We start from the raw sequence: 20,150 nt of genomic DNA, 5'->3' as shown, positions 1-20,150 counted from the left end.
CTTTCATCGCTGTCAACGGAAACGGTAAATGGACTACGATATTCACATCATCGGCGGCGGCCTCGCCGGGTCGGAGGCCGCGTGGCAGTTGGCCGAAGCGGGCTTGCGTGTGCGCCTCTCCGAAATGCGCGGGGGCGGCGACATGACCCCGGCGCATCAGGGCGATGCGCTTGCCGAAATGGTCTGTTCGAACAGTTTTCGCAGCGATGATGGCGACAGCAATGCCGTCGGCCTGCTCCACCGCGAAATGCGCGCGCTGAACTCGCTGATCATGCGCGAGGCCGATGCGACCAAGGTTCCCGCAGGATCGGCGCTCGCCGTCGACCGCGACCTGTTCGCGGGCGGAGTGACGCGTACGCTGGCGGAGCATCCCAATGTCACCATCGTGCGCGAACGCATCGACACGCTGCCCGACGCAGGCCTCACCATTGTCGCCACCGGCCCGCTCACCGCCGCCAGCCTTGCCGAAAGCATCGGCGCAGCGACGGGCAAGGATGCGCTCGCCTTTTTCGATGCCATCGCCCCCATCGTCTATCGCGACAGCATCGACATGGACATTGCGTGGATGGCCAGCCGCTGGGACAAGGTCGGCCCGATTGGCGATGGCAAGGATTATATCAACTGCCCGATGGACAAGGATCAATATTATGCCTTCGTCCAGGGATTGATCGACGGCGAAAAGACCGACTTCAAGGATTGGGAAAAGGACACACCCTATTTCGAAGGCTGCATGCCCATCGAGGTGATGGCCGAACGCGGCGTCGAAACGCTGCGCTTTGGCCCGATGAAGGGCGTCGGCCTTGACAATCCGCGCACCGGACGCTGGCCCTATGCCGTCGTCCAGCTTCGGCAGGATAATGCGCTGGGTACCTTGTGGAACATGGTCGGTTTTCAGACCAAGCTCAAATATGGCGCACAGGTCGAATTGTTCCGCACCATTCCCGGCCTCGAAAAGGCGGAATTTGCGCGGCTTGGCGGGCTACATCGCAACAGCTTCATCCGCTCGCCCGAATTGCTCGACCAACAATTGCGCCTGAAATCGGCGCCGCATATCCGCTTTGCGGGGCAGATCACCGGCTGCGAAGGCTATGTCGAAAGCGCCGCCATCGGCCTGATCGCCGCGCGCTTTGCCGCTGCCGAACTGGCGGGCCGCACCCTGCCACCGCCGCCCCCCGAAACCGCGCTGGGCGCGCTCCTCACCCACATCACCGGCGGCGCGGATGCGGAAAATTATCAGCCGATGAACGTCAACTTCGGCCTCTTCCCCCCGCTCGCGGAGCAGGTCCGCAAAAAGGACCGCAAACTCGGCTACACCCAGCGCGCCGGCGAAGCCCTCGCCCAGTGGATCCAGCAAGCGGAGAGCAAGGCGGCCTGACAGCTACCCCCTCGCCCGCCACGCCCTCTCCTTCCTCCTCACCCCGGACTTGATCCGCGGGTCAACCCACCCCCTCCCCTCGTCACCCCGGACTTGATCCGGGGTCCACCTCCCACGCCAACGTCATGGCGACGCCCCCGAATGCCACCCGATCACCAAGGCCACCCCCACCCGGCGCCCGTCCCGACTGACAAGCTGCGCGCGCCGGGACATGGGAATTACGGGCGACGCGGCTGGCTGGCGCGAGAGGGGTGGCTGGTTAATTCGCGCAGAGGCGCAGAGCGCGCAGAGATATTTTGGTCACGCGGAGACGCGGAGGCGCGGAGAGATGGTTTATTCGGGAGGGGGGCGCTCATGGTCGGGGTCTCGGCCTTTCGCACGGTGACGGATATGGAGCGGCTCTGCCGCTCCGTTTTTCTCCGCGTCTCCGCGCCTCCGCGTGAACCCCTCTTTTTTCTCTGCGCCCTCTACGGCTCTGCGCGAAACTTTATCCCGCGCTCTGCCATAAATGCCGAAACAAGATGGATGATCGAGAGGAGGAAGGCGGGTCCCGGATCAAGTCCGGGATGACGAACCGGGTCAAGCCCCCGATGGCGAGGGGAAGCGCCCGACCTGCGGAGAAGGCGTGCGCGCCTTTGTGGCTTTGTGGCTTCGTGCGAAACCACATCGCGCGGAACCTTGGCAGGAGATTGCTTCGCCCGGCCCGCAATGGCGCCTTGCACACCAAAAACTTCCGCCCCTCAACACCGGCACGTCGGCTTGGGCTTCCGTTTCGGCGCGGTCGTCGCAAATTCGGCGCGGGTCAAATCGCCCGACTTGTCGGCATCGGCGCCTGCAAAGCGGTCGCTCGTCGACACCGCCCATTCCTCGAAGGTCAGCAGATTATTGCCATCCTTGTCGAGCTTGCGAAACGCCGCGGTGCGCGTCGACATCATCTCGATCCGCGTGATCCGTTCATCGCGGTTGCGGTCATAGCGGTTGAAGCGCCGTTCCTCGCGCGATGCCTCCTTGGCCGAGGGCAGTTCGGGCGGCGCCGGCCCGCGCTTCGGCGCGTCGGCGGCGGCCACCGGAATGGCGGGCAAGGGCGGGGGCGGTTCGGGAATCTCCACTTCCTCGGCGGTCTGGCTATGCCCCTGCCACAGGAACAGCCCGCCGGTCAGCAGCAAGGCGCTCGCGACGCCGCCGATCAGAAAACGCGAAATCGCCATAGTCCCCCTGCAAGCCATATTGAGCTTATGACGTCACATAACATGCCTGAAAGCGCTCGCAATGAAACTTCGCTACCATTTATCGACATGTTTATTCAAAATACCGCTTTCCATCACTATATCCGATCGATGCACAATTACCTGCCTTCGCTCAAACAGATGCAATATCTGGTCGCGCTGCACGATCATCAGCATTTCGGCCGCGCCGCCGATGCCTGCAATGTCACCCAATCCACCCTGTCCGCAGGCATCAGGGAGCTGGAGACGTTGCTCGGCCAGACGCTCGTCGAACGCACCCGCCGCGTCGTGCGCTTCACCACGCTGGGCAATGCGATCGTCGACAAGGCGCACCGCGTGCTGCGCGAGGCGGAGGAACTGGCCGATATGGCCGCCGCTGCTGCCGCGCCTTTGGTGGGCGAGCTGCGGATGAGCGTCATTCCGACCATCGCCCCCTTTCTCCTCCCCGGCCTTCTCCCCCGGCTCCGCCAGGAACGCCCCGCGCTCAAACTGTTTCTCCGCGAAGAGCCGAGCGCGCAGGCCTGCGAATCGCTCCATCACGGGCTGGTCGATTGCGTGCTGCTCGCGCTTCCCTATGCCTGCGGCGATGTCGAAACCGAAAAATTGTTCGAAGATGCGCTGTTCGTCGCCTTCCCCGGCGATCAGGCGGAGGAACTGCCCGCGATGGTCAGCGCCGACCAGCTCGACCCGGCCCAGCTTTTGATGCTGGAGGATGGCCATTGCCTCAAGGATCATGCGCTCGCCGCCTGCAATCGCCCCGAATTGCGCGCGGGCGCCCGCATGATGGGCACGTCGCTCCACACGCTGGTTCAGATGGTCGACAATGGCCTTGGCATCACCATGCTCCCGCAAATGGCGATTGAGGCCGGCATTCTCGACCATACCGACATCGACACGCGCCCGCTCGATTCGCAGCATGACTGGCGCACCATCGCGCTCGTCTGGCGCAAGGGCAGCCCGCGCGCCGACGAATTTCGCATGCTCGCCGATATTTTCCGCAAGCATCAGGGGGATTAGGGCGGCGCCCCCTTTCCACCGTCATTGCGAGCCAGGCACCAGCCGGGCGAAGCAATCTCCAGCTATCGCCCCCCCAATAACGCTGGCTTAAGCGCCCCGCTCCCACCGCGCCGCGCGCGTCTGATCGCCCGCGCGTTCCTCGACCCAGCGCACGCGCCCGTCGGCAAAAGCCTCGCGCTTCCACAGCATGACGTCGGTTTTCAGCCGGTCGATCAGAAATTCGCACGCCGCCAGCGCCTCGGCGCGGTGCGCGCTGCTTGCCAGCACCAGCACGATCGTCTCCCCCGGCGCCATCGCCCCGACCCGGTGGATCAGCGTCAGCGCGGACAGCGTCCAGCGCCGCTGCGCTTCCGCCGCCAGTTTTTCCAGCCCGCGCGGCGTCATCACGGGATGATGCTCCAGATAGAGTTCGGTCAGCCCGCCATCGCCGCGCACCCGGCCGACAAAGCTCGCGCTCGCGCCATATCCGCCCGCATCATGCCGCGCCATTTCGCCCGCGACATCGACCGGCGCGGCCCCGACCGCAACGCGGATCATCCCCCCGTCACCGGCGGAAACAGCGCCACCTCGCCTGCTCCGGCGAGCCGATGATCGGCGCCGACCATCTCGCCATCGACCGCCGCACGGATGCGCGCGGGCTCGGCAAAGGCCTGACCGCCGCGCGCGTCGCGCCCTGCCAGCCAGCCGATCAGCGCGCCGACCGTTGCAACATCATCGGGAAGGCGCAATTCTTCCTCCGCCACGCCCATGGCCTCGCGCACCCAGGCGAAATAGCAAAGGCGCAGCATCCGCGGCGTCCTCCCTCAATCCATATGTTTCAGGCCGACGCGCAGATAGTCCCAGCCCGTGATCAGCGTCAGCACCGCCGCGCCCCACAAGGTCGCAAGCCCCACGCTCTCGATCCACGGCATCGCGGGCAAGGCCCCGCCAAGGATCAGCGCGCCAAAGGAGACGATCTGAAAGGTGGTTTTCCACTTGGCCAGCTTGGTCACTGGCATCGACACCTGCAGCGTCGCCAGAAATTCGCGCAGGCCCGACACGATAATCTCGCGCAGCAGGATGATCAGCGCGGCAATCACATGCCATCCCGCAATATCGCGCGTAAACACCAGCAGCAGGATCACCGCCGCAATCATGATCTTGTCGGCAATGGGGTCCAGAAACACCCCCAGCCGCGACACCGTTCCGCGCGCGCGCGCAACATATCCGTCAAAATAATCGGTAATGCCCATCAGGCAGTAGAGGACAAAGGCCAGGGCATAATCAATGGGTTTGGGCTGGTGCACACCCTCGCCCACCCCCGGCCATAAAAGGAAAAGCAGGATGGGAACCGCCAGGATTCGCGACATGGTCAGAATATTGGGAAGGCTGAGCATAATCCCCTTAGTCCCGCGCGTGCGGCCTCCGCATGGCCTCAATGTCCGAAATTGGTTTTGACCCTGCCACCCCTAGCCGATAAGCCCGCCGCGCGACAACCGCTTTGCCCCCCGGGACAGGCGATTATCCTTGTTGGTGATTTAAAAGTGGATTTGACATGACCGGTTCCTTTGCGCTGATGAAGCAACGCCGGTTCCTGCCGCTCTTCGCGACCCAGTTTCTCAACGCCTTCAACGATAATTTCTACAAGATGGCGATGGTGATCCTCGTCACTTTCACGATCTACAAGGATCCGGAGACCGAGGCCTGGTTCAACGCGCTCGCGGGCGGGCTGTTCATCCTTCCCTATTTCCTCTTTTCCGCGCTCGCCGGGCAATTGGCGGACAGCAGCGACAAGACGCGCATCATCCGCCTCATCAAAAGCGCTGAGATCGTCATCATGATCGCCGGGTCGCTGGGCATATGGCTCCACAATGTGCCGCTGATGCTGCTCGCCCTCTTTGCCATGGGGGTGCATTCGACCTTCTTCGGCCCGATCAAATATGCGATTCTGCCCCAGCATCTGGAGGAGGATGAGGTGCTCGCGGGCACCGGCTGGGTCGAGGCGGGGACCTATATCGCGATCCTCGGCGGCACCATCGTCGGCGGCCTTGCCTCGCCTCCCGTCGCCATCATCGGCATTTTGATCGTCGCGGTCATCGGCCGCCTGACCGCCTCCTATGTCCCCCCCGCTCCGCCGGAAAAAGAGGCCGAAGGGCTGGTGATCGACCTCAACATCTTCCGTTCCTCCTGGCGGCTCGTCAATTCGACGATGCATATCCCGCGCCTCTTCCTCGCCATTTTGTCGATCAGCTTTTTCTGGGCCATCGCCGCCATTCTCGCCGCGCAATTCCCCCCGCTCGTCAAAAATGCGCTCGGCGCCGACAATACGGTTGCGACGCTGTTCACCGCCATTTTCTCGGTTGGGGTCGCCATCGGCTCGATCGTCGTCAACCGGCTGCTCAAGGGGCAGGTGTCAGCGCGCTTCTCCCCCGGGTCGGTCATCGTCATGGGCTTTTTCGTGCTCGACCTCTGGTGGTCGGTCAAAAATTGGCAGCATATCGGCGGCGACCTCATGGGATGGCGTGAATTTCTCGCGCTCACCGCCGGGGACCGCATCATCCTCGACCTGCTCGGCATCGCCATCGCCGGGGGCATGTTCGTTGTCCCCCTCTATGCCTTTCTGACCACCACCGTCGCGAAGTCCCAGACGGCGCGCACCGTCGCGGCGAACAATATCGTCAACTCGGCCTTCATGGTCGCCGCCGCGCTGCTGCTCAGCCTGCTGATCGGCATGGGCCTCACCATCGACGACACGCTGATGATGGTCGCCGGCATGTGCGTGGTATCCGCGCTCCTCGCCTGGAAACTACACAAAGCCTGCGATTAGGGGCCCGCCCCTTTCTCGTCATTGCGCGAAACAAAAACATCCCAAAGCCTTGGGCGCCGATCTTCACATCAGAAACATCATCGTCGCGGTGAAGAAAATAGCGAAACTCTGGACGAACAGCCACGCATCCTTGCTGCCCCAGGGGCGCATTGTCGCCGCGCGTTCGCTGGCCAGCGCACGGCGCAATTCGCCCTCCCAGTCGGCTGGCGCGCTCATCCGCGCAATCACCAGTTGCCGCGCGCCATGCGCCCGGATGCGCTCGCGAATATCGGGGTGTTCGTGCGACTCCATGCCCAAAGGCTAGGACGAAGTTAACGAAGCGATAAGGTTAAAAATGCGTCAACGCTCCATCCGTCCCGCCCCGGGACGAAAGCCCCGCCAAAACTTAGCGCCGCGTCGAACCCCTCACCCTCCCGGGCTTGACCCGCTTCGTCATCCCGGGCTTGACCCGGGACCCGCTTTCCTCCTGCGCCCCCATCTTCCATCATGCGGAATCTGTTTCAGTATCCACGCCCCAAAGCGTGGAACCCCGACGCCGTCACAAGTTTCGCGCAGAGACGCAGGGAACGCAGAGGAAAGAAGAGAGGGTTCACGCGGAGACGCGGAGACGCGGAGAAAATGATCGGAGCGGCAGAGCCGCTCCAAATCGGTCACATTGGCTAAACCTATGCCCCGACCATGAGCGCCCCACGACCGAACAAACCATCTCTCCGCGTCTCCGCGTCTCCGCGCGAACAAAATTATCTCTGCGCCCTCTGCGCCTCTGCGCGAATCCTGATGCAGCCGCCCTCGCGCACTCCCCCAACCGTCATTGCGACCCCGGCGCAGCCGGGCGAAGCAATCTCCCGCTATCGGCCATGCCAGAACGCGCGCTGGAGATTGCTTCCGTCGGCTTCGCCGACCTCGCAATGACATGGGATGGGTGCGAAAGGAGCCGCCACGTCAAAACGCCCATCGGCGCCCGCAAAAGCCCCCCGGCTCAAACCGGGGGCCGCACCCGCACGCGCCGCCGGTCGCCTGCGCCCGCCTGAAAGGGCTTGCAACGCTGCGGTCGCATTCGCGCGCCAAGGCACAGGCGCACTTCCTTCAGCCAGCCTTGGCCGTCCACCGTCACCCCGATCATCGCCGGGCCGATGCCTTCATTGGCGGCGGCAAAGGCGGCGCGGATGCTGCCCGCGGTCTGCGGATGCGCGGACAATTTCTTCATGTCGGGAAATTTCACCGCGTCGAACAATATTTGCGATGCCCGGAAATAGGCGGCGGGGTTCGGGCTCATGCAGGTGCCATGCTTGGCCCATTCATGCTGCAACAGCTGCGCCGACGGGGTCATGCACAAATGGCGGCGCAGCACCGGCTGCGGCACAGTCTTTGCCGGGCGGCACCATTGGGGATAGCCCGGATGGTCGGTTTCGGGCCACAGACCATGGAGCACCCAGCCAAAGCGGCCATAATCGCCCGAACATTGGAAACGGTCGCGCGCGCCCTTGGGGTTGCGGACCCCGGCGCAATGCTGCGGCGACCAGCTCAATGCCAGCAGATAGCTGGTGATCGGCGTCTTGCGGACCTTTTCCCCGCGCCCCGGTTTTTCCAGCCGGGGGACGGGCGTGCGGTCGGGAACGACGCAGGATTTGGCCTGCGCCAGCGCCGTCGCGGGGCAGAGGATCAGCAGCGCCGCGCACAGCGCACGCGCCGCGCCCTTGCCTGCCCGCTTATGCCAGCGCAAAATCAAGCCCGATGTCCGCCGCCGGGGCCGACTGGGTCAGCCGCCCGACCGACACATAGGTCACGCCCGTCGTGCCGATCGCGCCAATCGTTTCCAGCGTGACCCCGCCCGACGCCTCGGTCGGCACGCGCCCTGCGACCAGCTCGACGCTCGCGCGCAATTGCTCGACATTCATATTGTCGAGCAGCAAATGGGTCGCCCCGGCGCCGAGCGCAGGCTCAATCTGTTCGATATGATCGACCTCGACGATAATATCCTTGATCCCCGCCGCGACCGCGCGCCGCGCCGCCTCGGCGACCGATCCGGCGACCGCGACATGATTATCCTTGATCATCGCCGCGTCCCACAATCCCATGCGGTGATTGGTCGCGCCGCCCATGCGCGTCGCATATTTTTCGAGCACGCGCAGCCCGGGGATCGTCTTGCGCGTGTCGAGCAAGGTCGCGCCGCCCGCCAGCGCATCGACATATTGGCGCGTCATCGTCGCAATGCCCGCCAGATGCTGCACCGTGTTCAGCGCCGAACGTTCCGCGGTCAGCATCGCGCGCGCATTGCCCGACAGTCGCATCAGATCGGCCCCTGCCGGAACCGCTGCGCCTTCCTCCGCCAATATCTCGATCTCCATCTCGGGATCGAGCGCCCGGAAAAAGGCTTCGGCAATCGGTAATCCCGCAACGATGATCGCATCGCGGCTGTCCATCACCCCTTCGAAACGGGCGTCGGCGGGGATCACCGCCAGCGAGGTGATATCGCCCTCCGCCCCCAGATCCTCGGCCAAAGTGGCGCGGACAAAGGCGGAAAGGTCGAAACCGGGCAGGGAAAAATCGCTCATGGCCGCATGCGATACCCCAGCGACGGCGCAAATCAACCCGTGCAAATCAACTTGACGTTTACGTAAACTGACGCTGACATGGTGCCGCGTAACACCTTTGGCACCATCGGAAAGGCAAGATATGCGGTCCCCCATTTGCACAATGCTCGACATTGAATTTCCCCTCCTCGCCTTTTCCCACTGCCGCGACGTCGTCGTCGCCGTGTCGAAAGCCGGGGGCATGGGGGTGTTCGGCGCCGCCGCCCTGCCGCCCGAACGGCTGGAGGAAGAATTGGCGTGGATCGACGCGCATATCGACGGCCGGCCCTATGGCGTCGACCTCATCGTCCCCAACAGCTTCGCCGGAAAGGGCGAAGCGCCCGCCCCTGCCGCCACCGGGCCGCAAATCCCGCAAAGCCACCGCGACTTCACCGCCGACCTGCTCGCGCGCCACGATATTGACGCGGGCGACCTCGACAGCGCCATGGCCGCGCGCCAGAGTTTCGGCGACAATATGCGCGCCGACGGCGCCGCCCGCCTGCTCGACGTCGCCTTTCGTCACCCGATCCGGCTGATCGCCAATGCGCTCGGCGTGCCCCCGCCGCTGATGCTCGAACTGGGAAAGCGCCATCATGTCCCGGTCGCCGCGCTCGTCGGCACGCGCGATCATGCGCTGGCGCAGGTCCGCGCCGGGGTCGATATTCTCGTCGTTGCGGGGGGTGAAGCCGGCGGCCATTGCGGCGAGGTAGCGACGATGGTGCTCGTCCCCGAAGTCGCCGCCGCGCTCGGCGCCATCGGCGCGGATACGCCGATCCTCGCCGCGGGCGGCATCGTCACCGGGCGCCAGATGGCGGCGGCCATGGCGATGGGCGCGCATGGCGCCTGGTGCGGATCGGTCTGGCTGACGACGGCAGAGGCGGAGACGAACCCGGTGGTCAAGGACAAGATGCTCGCCGCCAGTGCGCGCGATACCGTGCGTTCGAAAAGCCGCACCGGCAAACCTTCGCGCCAGCTTCGCTCGCCCTGGACCGATGCCTGGGAAGCCGACGGCGCGCCCAAGGCTTTGCCCATGCCGCTGCAATCGCTGGTCAGCGAACCCGCGCTTCGCAAGGTCGATAAATTATCCGAAGGCGGGCATGAAGGCGCAAAGGCGCTCGCCACCTATTGGGTCGGCCAGGGCGTCGGTCTGATGAATGAAGCGATGAGCGCGGGGCAGGTCGTGCAAGCCTTCAAGGAAGACTGGATCGCCGCCGCAGAACGGCTGAACGGCTTTCTGGAGGAATGAGCCGCTGAAAAAGGCTCGGAAAGAGACTAAGAAAAGCCGCTGAAAAACCACCGTCGCCCCCGCGAAGGCGGTGGCCGCTGGCGACCTCAGCCGTGGATGGCGGCCCCCGCCTTCGCGGGGGCGACGCCAAATTACGATACAGTCGCCTTGACGATCTTGCCGGGCTCGCGCGGCGGCTCGCCCTTGGGCAGCGCGTCGACATTTTCCATGCCTTCGATCACTTCGCCCCAGACCGTATACTGATTGTCGAGGAAGCGGGCATCGGTGAAGCAGATGAAGAATTGGCTGTTCGCGCTGTTCGGATTCTGCGCGCGCGCCATCGAGCAAACGCCGCGCACATGCGGTTCAGCGCTAAATTCGGCGGGAAGGTCGGGCAGCTTGCTGCCGCCCATGCCCGTACCGGTCGGGTCACCGCCCTGCGCCATGAAACCGTCGATCACGCGGTGAAAAACGACATCATCGTAAAAGCCTTCCTTGGCGAGCTGGGTGATGCGTTCGACATGCTGGGGCGCGAGGTCGGGGCGCAGCTTGATAACGACATCGCCGGTGGAAAGGCTGAGGGTCAGCGTCTGGTCGGACATGAAAAGCTCCTGATAATTGGATTTGCGCCGCCATAGCGACCCGCGCCGCATATGCCACGCGGAAATTTGCGCGCGGCCCACCGCTGCGGCGTTGCCATGCGCGCCCGCTGGTTCTAGGGAGGCGCCAGGAACGGCATATTGATCAGGGAGAAGCGCGATGAACGAACGCGAAGATTCCCTGCCTCCCCGCGACATCAGCGACAACGCGGCCGAAGAGGCGCGCAGCGCCCCTCCGCCCGAGACCGAACTGGACGAAGACGACCGGCTAAAGCCCCAATTCGTCCGCATCGTGATCGCTCATGCCGAAGCGGGACAGCATGAAGAGGCGCGCGAACGAATAGGGCGGCTGCATCCGGCCGATATCGCGGATCTTTTCGAACTGTCTGACAGCGACGAGCGGCAGCTTCTGGCCGCCGTGCTGGGCGACATGCTGTCCGCCGACGTTCTGGCGGAAATGAATGACTATGTCCGCGAGGAGTTGCTCGACCTTCTTGCGCCCGAACAAGTCGCCGAACTCGCCGCTGAACTCGATACTGACGATGCCGTTGCGATCATCGAGGATATGGAGGTTGACGAGCAGCAGGCGGTGCTGCGCGCGATGGAGCCCGAAGATCGCGCCGCGATCGAGAATGCGCTGTCTTTCCCGGAGGAAACCGCCGGCCGCATGATGCAGCGCGAATATGTCGCGGTGCCCGAACATGTGACCGTCGGCGATGTCATCGACCGTCTGCGCGAAGACGGCGATATGACAACCGATTTCTGGGAGATCTATATCGTCGACCCCATGCATCGACCGGTCGGCACGTGCCAGCTCAGCTGGATTCTCCGCACTCCGCGCGACATCGCCATCAGCGATGTGATGAAACGCGAACAGACGCTGATCCCGGTGGACATGGACCAGGAAGAGGTCGCGCTGCGCTTTCAGAAATATGCGCTCATCTCCGCTGCGGTCGTTGACGATGCGGGGCGGCTCGTCGGCATGATCACCGTCGACGACATCGTCCATATTATTCAGGAAGAAGCGGGCGAAGATATTTTGCGCCTATCGGGCGCAGGCGAAGGTGATATCAACGAGCCAATCCGCGAAACCTACAGCGCGCGCGTTCGCTGGCTCATCGCCAACCTCGGCACCGCGCTCGTCGCCTCTTCGATTATCGGCTTTTTTGGCGGCGCAATCGAGGAGATGGTGGCGCTCGCCGTCCTCATGCCCATCGTGGCGGGCGTGGGCGGCAATGCCGGCACCCAGACGCTTGCGGTGACCGTGCGCGCGCTCGCCATGAACCAGCTCACCGATTCGAACAGCTGGCGCTCCATTTTTCGCGAAATGAAGATTGCCTTGCTCAATGGCGGGACCATTGCGCTGATCGCCGGAACCGCAACCGCGCTCTGGTTTTCCAATCCCGGCTTGGGGGTGGTCATCGCGGCGGCAATGGTCGTCAATATTTTCGTCGCCGGGGTGGCCGGGGTCGCGATTCCGCTGCTTCTGGAAAAGCTCGATCAGGACCCGGCCGTTGCCAGCTCGATTTTTGTGACCATGACCACCGACTCCATGGGTTTTCTGGCATTTCTGGGGCTGGCGGTGGCAAGCGGCCTGACCACGCTGTAACGGCTGAGCGATGCCTTTTCTGCTGCTTTTGAAAAAAACAACATTTGCCGGTGGATCTTGGGGAACCTTATAAGAAGCCCGCTCGTTGGGGGATTGAGCAGCGATCATCGCCCCCCGCAGCGCTGCTCAGCAACATTGGCCCGGCCCGCAACCCTCCCCCCCCCTCGAGCGCGCCGGGCCATATTGCCTTAAAACGGGGGAAGAGGTGAAACATATGACTGGATTTCGCGCTGTTATCCTGACCCTGTTGGCAGGTGCTCTGCTTGCAGGCTGCAATACGATCAAGGGCGTCGGGCGTGACGTCGAATCCGTCGGCGAAGCCGCCGATCGCGCTATCTGATCCTGCCGCCCGGTCTTGTCCAGACCGGGCCTCGCCTTTCTTTCCCGCGCCGGAAACTACGGTTTCCGGACCTATTCAGGCGTCGTTTCGGCGCCTTTTTTCCGTCGCCGCTGCGTGAACCAGATCGCCAGCAGCGACAGTTCGTACAATAGCGTTAACGGCACGGCGAGCAGCAGTTGGCTCAGAATATCAGGCGGCGTAAAAATCGCTGCGATGATAAAAGCGCCGACGATCATATAGCGGCGCGCCGAGACCAGTTGATCGCGCGTTACCAGCCCTGCCCGCTCGATCAGCATCAGCAGGATCGGCAGCAGGAACGCGATTCCGAACGCCATGATGAACTGCATGGTAAAGCTGAGATAATGGCCGACCGACGGCAGCGCTTCCTGCGTCACCCCGCCAATATCCCCCTGATAGCCGAGCAGAAATTTGAGCGCGACGGGGATGGTGATGAAATAGGCGAAACTCGCACCAATGCCGAACAATATGGGCGTCGCCAAAATGAAAGGCAAAAGCGCCCTCTTTTCCTGCCGATAGAGTCCCGGCGCGATAAATTTCCACAATTGATTGGCGAGCACTGGAAATGCGATCATCATGGCCGCAAACAGCGCCACCTTTATCTCGACGAAAAAGGCCTCGAACAATTGGGTGTAAATGAGCTTGCCTTGCCCGGCCTGGACGAGCGGCTGAACGAGGACGGCGAAAATCTGCCGCGCAAAATAAAGGCAGACACCAAAAGCTATGGCGATAGCGACTAAGGATTTAAGCAAGCGCGAACGCAACTCGATCAGGTGGTCGAGCAGGGGCATTTTTCCGCCTGCGCCTTCCTCATCCTCGGGTGTAAGCCGGGCTTCCTCGCTCATGGCAGCGGCTTGTCTTCTTTGGGCGTCAGCGAGGGATTGGCGTCCTTGGCGTCCGCTTGTTCGGTTTTCACGGTCTTTGTGGGTGCAGGAGCAGCGCCCGGCTGGGGCGGATTTTCGTCTCCTGGGTGAGCGGGCGGCACGGCGGTCGCGGGGATCATCGGCGGCGCTGCGTCTCCGTCAATACGGGGAAACTCCCGCATGATCGCTTCATTTTGCTCGCGCCACTGCTTTTCCAGCTCTTCTAGTTCCGCCTCGCGCATCATCGTGTCGAGGCCGGACCGGAAATGCCGCGCCATGCCGCGCGCTTTACCCATCCATTTGCCGACAAAGCGCATCGCCTTGGGCAGGTCCTTGGGGCCAATGACGACCAAGGCCACCACCACGACGAGCAACAACTCGGTGGGCGCAACATCGAGCATGGATCAGACTTTCCCCCGGGCGCGGACGCGATCAGTGGGTTTTGGTATCGGCGGTCGGGCTGGGCGCGGGCGTTTCGGGGCTGCGCTGGCCTTCGATCTGCTTGGGCGCGGCAGGCGGCGTTTCTTCATCGTCGGCCATGCCTTTTTTGAAGCTTTTGATGCCCTTGGCAACGTCGCCCATCATGTCCGAAAAACGGCCCTTGCCAAAGAGCAGCAGGATAAGAATCCCGACCACCAGCCAATGCCAGATGCTGAAGCTACCCATTTCCTATCTCCTTGAAGCGCCCATTTAGGCGCCTTCTTCGTCTTTTACTAGGTCCCGCTCGTCCATGGCCTCTTCAAAAGCCAGATAGACCGGATCGAGCAGGCCCGCCGCGCGCAAATCATCGATTCCCGGCAGGTCTTTGCGGCTGCTAAGTCCGAAATGCTGCAAAAAAACGTCGGTGGTCTTGTAGATGAGCGGGCGCCCCGGAACTTCACGCCGACCGGCCGGCGCAATCCATTCGGCCTCCATCAGCACATCCAGCGTTCCCTTCGACGTCTGCACGCCGCGGATCGCTTCTATTTCCGCCCGGCTTACCGGTTCATGATAAGCGATAATCGCCAGCACTTCAGAGGCGGCTCGTGATAATTTGCGCGGCTCCTCGCGTTCGCGGCGCAGCAGATGGGCCAGATCGGCGGGCGTCTGGAAATGCCACGCTCCGCCGCGTTCGACCAGTTCGATGCCCGACCCCGCATGGCGCGCGGCAATCGCCTGGACAATCGCCTTTACCTCGCCCGGCGTCATCGCCCCGTCCATTCGCGCTGCCAGTTGGCGCGGATCAAGTGGCGCGTCGCTCGCAAAAAGCATTGCTTCGATGGCGCGTTCGCTGTCGTCGATCTCGTTCATGCTGGCGCTGCTTTCAAGTAAAGGGGCGAGAAGGCCGCCTCCTGTTTCAGGTCGATCCGTCCTTGCCGCGCCAGTTCCAGGGCAGCGACGAAACTTGATGCAATGGCCGATCGACGCAGCGGCCCTTGATAATCGGCGGGCAGGAAATCGACGAGCGCGCTCCAGTCCAGCCGCGTTCCGATCATCCGTTCCAGATGATGCAGCGCCGCGTCAAGCGTGATCACCGGTCGCCGCGCCACCATATGCACCACCGGCTCACTGCGCGCCTTCACCTGTCCATAGGCCGCTAAAAGGTCATAAAGGCTGGCATCCCAGCGCCGCACCTTCACATCGCGTAGCCCCTCCGGCTTGGGTCGCAGAAATATATCGCGGTCGATCCGGTCGCACGCCATCAAGCGCGCCGCCGCTTCGCGCATTGCGGCCAGCCGCTGCAACCGCAATTGCAGACGCAAGGCCAGTTCGTCAGGCGACGGTTCTTCCAACGGGTCCTTGGGTAGCAACAGCGCCGATTTCAGATAGGCGAGCCAGGCCGCCATCACCAGATAATCGGCCGCCACCTCCAGCTTCAGCGCGCGGGCTTCGGCAATGAAGTCCAGATATTGTTCGACCAGCGCTAAAATGGAAATCTGGCGCAGATCGACTTTCTGCCCCCGCGCCAAGGTGAGCAGCAGGTCGAGCGGCCCCTCCCAGCTTTCCAGATTGACACGCAGCGCATCTTCGCGCTCCGCCGATAATCCGGCGTTTGTCACATCAAAGCTGAGGGGCACATCCTCCACAGACCGCTCAACAGCCCATCAGGCTATCGTCAACAGCGCGTCGCGCTGATCGACAAGCGCGGCAAATTCATGGGCATCTTTCCCCCCCGAAATACGCTCCATCGCGCCGTCCAGCCGCGCGCGCGAGACGCTGCTGATCGGGCCCACCGCCTTGGCGATGCCGATCATATCGTCCATCTTGGCCCAGCAGTTCAGAACAATGTCGCAGCCAGCGGCCAGCGATTGCGCCGCCAGTTCCGGTATCTCGCCCGACAGCGCCTTCATGTCGATATCATCGGTCATCAACAGGCCGTGAAAACCGACGCGCTGGCGTATGATCGTTTCGATAATATAGGGCGACAGCGTAGCGGGCCGCTCGGCGTCCCACGCCTCAAACACAACATGACATGTCATTGCCATGGCTGCATCGCGCAGGGCCGCGAAAGGAGCAAGATCGGTTTGCAGCTCCTGGTCCGAGGCCGCAACGCGGGGAAGGTCCTTATGCGAATCCAGAAGCGCACGCCCATGGCCGGGGATATGTTTTACCACGCCGACCACGCCGCCCGCGCGCAATCCGCTCAGAATGGCGCGTCCCAGCGCGGCGACCCGCATCGGCTCGCTGCCCAGCGCGCGGTCGCCGATCACGTCGCTTGCCCCCGGCTGGCGCACATCGAGCAGCGGCAGGCAATCGACGGTAATGCCGACTTCCGCCAGCATGACGGCAAGCGCCATGGCGTTCAGACGCGCGGCCTCGATCGCGCTCGCGGGCGCACGCTCGTACAGCGCGTCAAAGACCGCTCCGCACGGAAAATCGGGCCATTCAGGCGCTTTCATCCGGGCTACCCGCCCCCCTTCCTGATCAATCAGAATCGGGGTAGCATCGCGCCCGTCCAGGCTGCGCAGGTCGTCGGTCAGGCGGCGAAGCTGGTCGCGATTTTCGATATTGCGCCCGAACAATATATACCCCGCCGGACGGCAATCCCGGAAAAAAGCACGCTCGTCATCGGTCAGCACCGGACCGGACAGTCCGAAAATTGCGGGTATCATTCTGTCTCAACCTCCATCGACACCCCACTGCCGCTCATCAAAAGATGACCATGCCACAAGGAAAAGGAGGCGCCAAAGCTTTCTGCGGCAAAACGAGCCGAATCAACGAACGACGACGCAATTCTCCCCGGCGACCCGCAGTTTTCCGCACAGTTCTGCCGCCTTCGTACCCGATCCTGCGGATACGCGCAGACGATAGACGGTTCCGCCATCAATCTTGGCCGGGGAAACGGAGCGATTCAACTCGCCGAGATAGGTGAAGCGCTTTGACAAACTTGCCCAGGCCTTGTTCGCCGCCCCTTCACTGCTGAACGCGCCAAGCTGAATGGTTCCGGGCGCTGCCGCCATCTTCGCCGCGGGCTTTTCCGCCGTGTCGCTTTCCTTCGCCTTTGCCGCTGCAGGCTTGGCCTCGGCTGCTTTTGCGGCAGCCTCCGCCTGCGCTTCCGGCGACACCGCTGGCTCTTCGGGCATGCGGCTGGGATCAACCTTGGCTGCCGGGGCGCCGCCTTCGCTCACGGCGAAGCTTGCGTCGCCTTCGCCTTCAAAGGTTCGGGCAGCGTCATCGGTCGGCGCGACCTTGTAATCGCCCTGCTGCGCGGCGATCAATTCGCCCTGTCCGCCCCGCGTGCCGCCATTTTGGATCCACCACAGGCCGCCCAGCACCGCGCCGATCAGAATCAGGCCGCCCAGCACCATCGCCAGCAAACGCACGGGCGAAACCTCGCCCTCTTCCTCAAAATCATCGGCGGCCTCCAGCCAGGGAAGTCGATCTTCTTCGGTCAGGCCAAGATCCTGTTCCTCGCCCGTCGCATCCTGTTTCTTTGCCATCAATGCATCTCCTCGAGCGCATCCACCCCCATCAGGCTCAGCCCGTTTCGAATAACCTGCCCTATTCCGTCCGCCAGATAAAGGCGCGTTGCGGTCAGTTCAGGGTCCTTTGCCAAAATGATACGGGCGTCGGGCCGATCATTGCCGAGATTCCACCAGGCGTGAAAAGCCGCGGCCACATCACCCAGATAGAAAGCGATACGGTGCGGTTCGCGCGCCGCTGCTGCCGCCTCGACGATGCGCGGAAACTGGGCGAGCAGCTTGACGAGCGCCAGTTCTTCCTCGCCCAGCCGCTCCGGCGCGGGCTCTGCCGCCGCGACCCCGGCCTCGACCAGCTTGCGTTTCAGCGAAGCGATGCGCGCATGGGCATATTGAACATAAAAAACCGGATTATCGCGCGAAGCCTCGACCACCTTGGCAAAGTCGAAATCCATCTGGGCATCGGCCTTGCGCGTCAGCATGGTGAAGCGCACCGCATCCTTGCCGACTTCATCCACCACGTCGGCGAGGGTGACAAAATTGCCCGCCCGCTTCGACATTTTGAACGGTTCGCCATTTTTGAGCAGGCGCACCATCTGCACCAGTTTGACGTCGAATTTCTTGGCGCCACCGGTCAGCGCCGCGACGGCAGCCTTGATCCGCTTCACCGTGCCCGCATGATCGGCGCCCCAGATATCGATCAATTCGTCGGCATTTTCGGCTTTCTGGAAATGATAAGCGAGGTCGGCGCCAAAATAGGTCCAGCTGCCATCCGATTTCTTGATCGGCCGGTCCTGATCGTCGCCGAATTGGGTGGAACGGAACAGCGGGAGCTCAACAGGCTCCCAATCCTCCGGCGTCTCGCCCTTCGGCGCTTCCAGCACGCCATCATAGACCAGCCCCTGTTCGCGGAGCCATTGCTCGGCGGCCGCGGGCTTGCCCGCCGCTTGCAATTCAGCCTCGGAAGCGAAAATATCATGATGAATGCCGAGCTTGGCGAGATCGGCGCGGATCATGTCCATCATGGCGGCCACCGCATGGGTGCGGAAGGGCACAAGCCATTCCCCCTCGGGCGCATTCACATAGATATCGCCATATTCGGCGGCGAGCGCGTTTCCGACCGCTTTCAGATAATCGCCGGGATAAAGCCCCTCGGGGATCATCCCAATATCTTCACCCAGCGCCTCACGATACCGCATATGAACCGAACGAGCGAGCACATCGACCTGGGCGCCCGCGTCATTGACATAATATTCGCGGATCACCTCATGCCCGGCATATTCGAGCAGCGCGGCGAGCGCATCGCCGACGACCGCGCCGCGGCAATGGCCGACATGCATCGGCCCCGTCGGATTGGCCGAGACATATTCGACATTCACCCGCCGCCCGTCGCCCGTCGCCGAGCGGCCATAATCGGCGGCGCGCGCGTGGATCAGCTCCAGTTCCGCGCGCCAGCTTTGATCGGCGAGACGAAGGTTGATGAAACCCGGTCCGGCGACGCCCGCTTCAACCACCTCGTCCAGCTGGCTCAACTCGCCCACCAATTGCTCGGCAAGCGCGCGCGGGTTGGTCTTGGCGGGCTTGGCCAGTACCATCGCGGCATTGGTGGCAATATCGCCATGCGCTGCGTCGCGCGGCGGCTCCACACTGATCGCGCTGCGCTCCAATCCCTCGGGCAGAACATCGCGCGCGACAAGCTGGTCGAGAGCGGCATTGATATGATCAGAGAAGCGGCTGAAAAGGGTCACGGCAAAAGACCTATCTTCGCATGTTAAAAGCGGGCGCGCCCTAGCTCAGCCAGGCGCGCGCGAAAAGCCCCACACCACGGTTTCGCGGTGTGGCGCGCATGATAAGCGGATAGCGCAGCCCGTGCGCCCCCGCTATCTTCTATCGTCGCACATTATATTCGAGCTGATCCTGTGACAGCTGAAATCCGACCAGCAATTCAAAGCTCGCCCGGCGCACGGCTGCGCGCACTTCTGGAATGCTCAGCGGATCGACGGCGGCATCCTGATCGCCCGCACGACGGCGGCGCGTAATTCGTTCCTGTACATCGGCGGGCAGAGTTACCGCAGCGCGATCGACATAAGCCGACGCCTGCCCGCTTCCGCTCCCACGAATCTGCCCTTCGGCAAAGCTTACATTTACCTGTCCCACGCGCTTGGCGACAACCGCGGTTCCGCCCTGCACAACCGTAACGAAATAGGGCAAGGTGACGGTACGCGCAGGCCCGGCTTCGCGCCGGGTTGCCACCACATCGAAACTGGCGAGCTGATAGATTTTCTCGCCCTCATCGTTGCACTGCGGCGTTATATTGGTGATCGACGCGACCACATCAATGGCCGCAGCATCCCGGCTTGTCGCCGGGTTGAACAAGGTTACATCCCCGGTATGGAGCGGCACCGCCACCGCTGGGCAGACGCCGCGCGTCGCGGTGATCCCTACGCCTGAGGACAGGTCGATATCATTGTCGCGCGCGCAGCCGCTCACCACCGCGACGGATCCCAGCGCAAGCAGCATGGCCATATATTTGCGAGGGGCGGTCGGCGAAATGGGCTTCATGGTGATCGGCTTTCCAAAATAGCGCGGAAGGAGCGAGG

23 protein-coding genes are annotated in these 20,150 nt (G+C 63.0%); 6 read left to right on the top strand and 17 right to left on the bottom strand.

The genetic code is table 11. The features are described 5' to 3' along the window. Positions 1–28 precede the first annotated feature (28 nt). A complete protein-coding gene (gene trmFO, locus JV18_RS0101155) occupies positions 29–1,375 on the top strand; it encodes a methylenetetrahydrofolate--tRNA-(uracil(54)-C(5))-methyltransferase (FADH(2)-oxidizing) TrmFO (RefSeq protein ID WP_033073083.1) in 1,347 nt (448 codons plus the stop codon). A 740-nt stretch (positions 1,376–2,115) separates the two neighbouring features. On the opposite strand, the gene JV18_RS0101150 is transcribed toward trmFO, so the two are convergent. Beyond that, positions 2,116–2,583, bottom strand: a complete 468-nt coding sequence (locus JV18_RS0101150; protein WP_200879060.1) for an EF-hand domain-containing protein — start codon at positions 2,581–2,583, stop codon at positions 2,116–2,118. 129 nt (positions 2,584–2,712) lie between these two features. Here JV18_RS0101150 and JV18_RS0101145 point away from each other — a divergent pair, with 129 nt between their 5' ends. Further along, complete coding sequence (locus JV18_RS0101145; protein WP_033074793.1) at positions 2,713–3,618, top strand: hydrogen peroxide-inducible genes activator; 906 nt, start codon at positions 2,713–2,715, stop codon at positions 3,616–3,618. An 87-nt stretch (positions 3,619–3,705) separates the two neighbouring features. On the opposite strand, the gene JV18_RS0101140 is transcribed toward JV18_RS0101145, so the two are convergent. The 3 genes from JV18_RS0101140 to pgsA are packed head-to-tail and all read right to left on the bottom strand — an operon-like array spanning position 3,706 to position 4,994. After that, positions 3,706–4,155 (bottom strand): molybdenum cofactor biosynthesis protein MoaE, encoded by a 450-nt coding sequence (locus JV18_RS0101140; protein ID WP_033073082.1) that lies wholly within the window; start codon positions 4,153–4,155, stop codon positions 3,706–3,708. After that, positions 4,152–4,406: a molybdopterin converting factor subunit 1 gene (moaD, locus tag JV18_RS0101135; RefSeq protein ID WP_200879059.1), complete on the bottom strand. Its 255-nt coding sequence runs from the start codon at positions 4,404–4,406 to the stop codon at positions 4,152–4,154. Before moaD ends, JV18_RS0101140 begins: the two co-directional genes overlap by 4 nt. A 15-nt stretch (positions 4,407–4,421) precedes the next feature. Beyond that, positions 4,422–4,994, bottom strand: coding sequence for a CDP-diacylglycerol--glycerol-3-phosphate 3-phosphatidyltransferase (gene pgsA / locus JV18_RS0101130; RefSeq protein ID WP_033073081.1), 573 nt, complete (start codon positions 4,992–4,994; stop codon positions 4,422–4,424). Between the two features lie 158 nt (positions 4,995–5,152). Between pgsA and JV18_RS0101125 the strand changes: the two genes are divergently transcribed. Continuing rightward, positions 5,153–6,424: an MFS transporter gene (locus JV18_RS0101125; RefSeq protein ID WP_033073080.1), complete on the top strand. Its 1,272-nt coding sequence runs from the start codon at positions 5,153–5,155 to the stop codon at positions 6,422–6,424. A 63-nt stretch (positions 6,425–6,487) separates the two neighbouring features. Here the strand turns inward: JV18_RS0101125 and JV18_RS0101120 are convergent, their stop codons facing one another. From JV18_RS0101120 to nadC, 3 genes are all read right to left on the bottom strand, one after another. Further along, on the bottom strand, positions 6,488–6,715 hold the full coding sequence (locus JV18_RS0101120) for a hypothetical protein (RefSeq protein ID WP_033073079.1): 228 nt from the start codon (positions 6,713–6,715) through the stop codon (positions 6,488–6,490). A 688-nt stretch (positions 6,716–7,403) separates the two neighbouring features. Next, the gene (locus tag JV18_RS0101115) at positions 7,404–8,147 is read right to left on the bottom strand and encodes a ribonuclease T2 family protein (protein ID WP_235302708.1); all 744 of its coding nucleotides are present in this window, start codon (positions 8,145–8,147) and stop codon (positions 7,404–7,406) included. Then, positions 8,134–8,979 (bottom strand): carboxylating nicotinate-nucleotide diphosphorylase, encoded by an 846-nt coding sequence (nadC, locus tag JV18_RS0101110; RefSeq protein WP_033073078.1) that lies wholly within the window; start codon positions 8,977–8,979, stop codon positions 8,134–8,136. The genes JV18_RS0101115 and nadC overlap by 14 nt, the downstream gene beginning before the upstream one ends. Before the next feature lie 142 nt (positions 8,980–9,121). On the opposite strand from nadC, the gene JV18_RS0101105 reads away from it, so the two are divergent. Further along, entirely contained in the window at positions 9,122–10,243 is a 1,122-nt protein-coding gene (locus JV18_RS0101105) for an NAD(P)H-dependent flavin oxidoreductase (RefSeq protein WP_235302707.1), read from the top strand. Positions 10,244–10,374: 131 nt separating this feature from the next. Here JV18_RS0101105 and JV18_RS0101100 read toward each other — a convergent pair whose 3' ends face one another. Further along, on the bottom strand, positions 10,375–10,824 hold the full coding sequence (locus JV18_RS0101100; RefSeq protein ID WP_033074790.1) for a peptidylprolyl isomerase: 450 nt from the start codon (positions 10,822–10,824) through the stop codon (positions 10,375–10,377). 157 nt (positions 10,825–10,981) lie between these two features. Here JV18_RS0101100 and mgtE point away from each other — a divergent pair, with 157 nt between their 5' ends. Together mgtE and JV18_RS0101090 are read left to right on the top strand one after the other, a co-directional pair. Further along, entirely contained in the window at positions 10,982–12,430 is a 1,449-nt protein-coding gene (gene mgtE, locus JV18_RS0101095; RefSeq protein WP_033073076.1) for a magnesium transporter, read from the top strand. 214 nt (positions 12,431–12,644) lie between these two features. Beyond that, positions 12,645–12,770 (top strand): entericidin A/B family lipoprotein, encoded by a 126-nt coding sequence (locus JV18_RS0101090; protein WP_033073075.1) that lies wholly within the window; start codon positions 12,645–12,647, stop codon positions 12,768–12,770. 71 nt (positions 12,771–12,841) lie between these two features. Here the strand turns inward: JV18_RS0101090 and tatC are convergent, their stop codons facing one another. From tatC to JV18_RS0101045, 9 genes are all read right to left on the bottom strand, one after another. Then, positions 12,842–13,633, bottom strand: a complete 792-nt coding sequence (gene tatC, locus JV18_RS0101085; protein ID WP_033073074.1) for a twin-arginine translocase subunit TatC — start codon at positions 13,631–13,633, stop codon at positions 12,842–12,844. After that, a complete protein-coding gene (tatB, locus tag JV18_RS15535; protein ID WP_052071664.1) occupies positions 13,630–14,052 on the bottom strand; it encodes a Sec-independent protein translocase protein TatB in 423 nt (140 codons plus the stop codon). Before tatB ends, tatC begins: the two co-directional genes overlap by 4 nt. Positions 14,053–14,083: 31 nt before the next feature. Further along, positions 14,084–14,317 (bottom strand): twin-arginine translocase TatA/TatE family subunit, encoded by a 234-nt coding sequence (locus tag JV18_RS0101075; protein WP_033073073.1) that lies wholly within the window; start codon positions 14,315–14,317, stop codon positions 14,084–14,086. Positions 14,318–14,341: 24 nt separating this feature from the next. Next, positions 14,342–14,941: an SMC-Scp complex subunit ScpB gene (gene scpB / locus JV18_RS0101070; protein WP_033073072.1), complete on the bottom strand. Its 600-nt coding sequence runs from the start codon at positions 14,939–14,941 to the stop codon at positions 14,342–14,344. Continuing rightward, positions 14,938–15,717, bottom strand: a complete 780-nt coding sequence (locus JV18_RS0101065) for a segregation and condensation protein A (RefSeq protein WP_081944643.1) — start codon at positions 15,715–15,717, stop codon at positions 14,938–14,940. The genes scpB and JV18_RS0101065 overlap by 4 nt, the downstream gene beginning before the upstream one ends. An 18-nt stretch (positions 15,718–15,735) precedes the next feature. Next, positions 15,736–16,743, bottom strand: coding sequence for a beta-N-acetylhexosaminidase (gene nagZ / locus JV18_RS0101060; RefSeq protein WP_033073071.1), 1,008 nt, complete (start codon positions 16,741–16,743; stop codon positions 15,736–15,738). A 102-nt stretch (positions 16,744–16,845) separates the two neighbouring features. Further along, entirely contained in the window at positions 16,846–17,571 is a 726-nt protein-coding gene (locus tag JV18_RS0101055; protein ID WP_052071663.1) for an SPOR domain-containing protein, read from the bottom strand. Then, positions 17,571–19,298: an arginine--tRNA ligase gene (gene argS, locus JV18_RS0101050; RefSeq protein ID WP_033073070.1), complete on the bottom strand. Its 1,728-nt coding sequence runs from the start codon at positions 19,296–19,298 to the stop codon at positions 17,571–17,573. The genes JV18_RS0101055 and argS overlap by 1 nt, the downstream gene beginning before the upstream one ends. A 139-nt stretch (positions 19,299–19,437) precedes the next feature. Then, positions 19,438–20,112 (bottom strand): hypothetical protein, encoded by a 675-nt coding sequence (locus JV18_RS0101045; protein ID WP_052071662.1) that lies wholly within the window; start codon positions 20,110–20,112, stop codon positions 19,438–19,440. Positions 20,113–20,150 lie beyond the last annotated feature (38 nt).

The organism is Sphingopyxis sp. MWB1, assembly GCF_000763945.1.
In the GTDB taxonomy this organism is placed as follows: domain Bacteria; phylum Pseudomonadota; class Alphaproteobacteria; order Sphingomonadales; family Sphingomonadaceae; genus Sphingopyxis.
The sequence above is the reverse complement of the archived record's forward strand: the minus strand, read 5'-3'. Positions and strand labels throughout refer to the sequence as shown.

Coding starts and splice junctions, on each gene's coding strand:
- nagZ (WP_033073071.1), bottom strand. CDS start 16,743: ATGATACCCGCAATTTTCGGACTGTCCGGTCCGGTGCTGACCGATGAC.
- pgsA (WP_033073081.1), bottom strand. CDS start 4,994: ATGCTCAGCCTTCCCAATATTCTGACCATGTCGCGAATCCTGGCGGTT.
- JV18_RS0101075 (WP_033073073.1), bottom strand. CDS start 14,317: ATGGGTAGCTTCAGCATCTGGCATTGGCTGGTGGTCGGGATTCTTATC.
- tatC (WP_033073074.1), bottom strand. CDS start 13,633: ATGAGCGAGGAAGCCCGGCTTACACCCGAGGATGAGGAAGGCGCAGGC.
- scpB (WP_033073072.1), bottom strand. CDS start 14,941: ATGAACGAGATCGACGACAGCGAACGCGCCATCGAAGCAATGCTTTTT.
- JV18_RS0101150 (WP_200879060.1), bottom strand. CDS start 2,583: ATGGCGATTTCGCGTTTTCTGATCGGCGGCGTCGCGAGCGCCTTGCTG.
- JV18_RS0101090 (WP_033073075.1), top strand. CDS start 12,645: ATGACTGGATTTCGCGCTGTTATCCTGACCCTGTTGGCAGGTGCTCTG.
- JV18_RS0101140 (WP_033073082.1), bottom strand. CDS start 4,155: ATGATCCGCGTTGCGGTCGGGGCCGCGCCGGTCGATGTCGCGGGCGAA.
- mgtE (WP_033073076.1), top strand. CDS start 10,982: ATGAACGAACGCGAAGATTCCCTGCCTCCCCGCGACATCAGCGACAAC.
- JV18_RS0101125 (WP_033073080.1), top strand. CDS start 5,153: ATGACCGGTTCCTTTGCGCTGATGAAGCAACGCCGGTTCCTGCCGCTC.
- JV18_RS0101100 (WP_033074790.1), bottom strand. CDS start 10,824: ATGTCCGACCAGACGCTGACCCTCAGCCTTTCCACCGGCGATGTCGTT.
- JV18_RS0101145 (WP_033074793.1), top strand. CDS start 2,713: ATGCACAATTACCTGCCTTCGCTCAAACAGATGCAATATCTGGTCGCG.
- JV18_RS0101105 (WP_235302707.1), top strand. CDS start 9,122: ATGCTCGACATTGAATTTCCCCTCCTCGCCTTTTCCCACTGCCGCGAC.
- trmFO (WP_033073083.1), top strand. CDS start 29: ATGGACTACGATATTCACATCATCGGCGGCGGCCTCGCCGGGTCGGAG.
- JV18_RS0101120 (WP_033073079.1), bottom strand. CDS start 6,715: ATGGAGTCGCACGAACACCCCGATATTCGCGAGCGCATCCGGGCGCAT.
- moaD (WP_200879059.1), bottom strand. CDS start 4,406: ATGCTGCGCCTTTGCTATTTCGCCTGGGTGCGCGAGGCCATGGGCGTG.
- tatB (WP_052071664.1), bottom strand. CDS start 14,052: ATGCTCGATGTTGCGCCCACCGAGTTGTTGCTCGTCGTGGTGGTGGCC.
- JV18_RS0101045 (WP_052071662.1), bottom strand. CDS start 20,112: ATGAAGCCCATTTCGCCGACCGCCCCTCGCAAATATATGGCCATGCTG.
- nadC (WP_033073078.1), bottom strand. CDS start 8,979: ATGAGCGATTTTTCCCTGCCCGGTTTCGACCTTTCCGCCTTTGTCCGC.
- JV18_RS0101055 (WP_052071663.1), bottom strand. CDS start 17,571: ATGGCAAAGAAACAGGATGCGACGGGCGAGGAACAGGATCTTGGCCTG.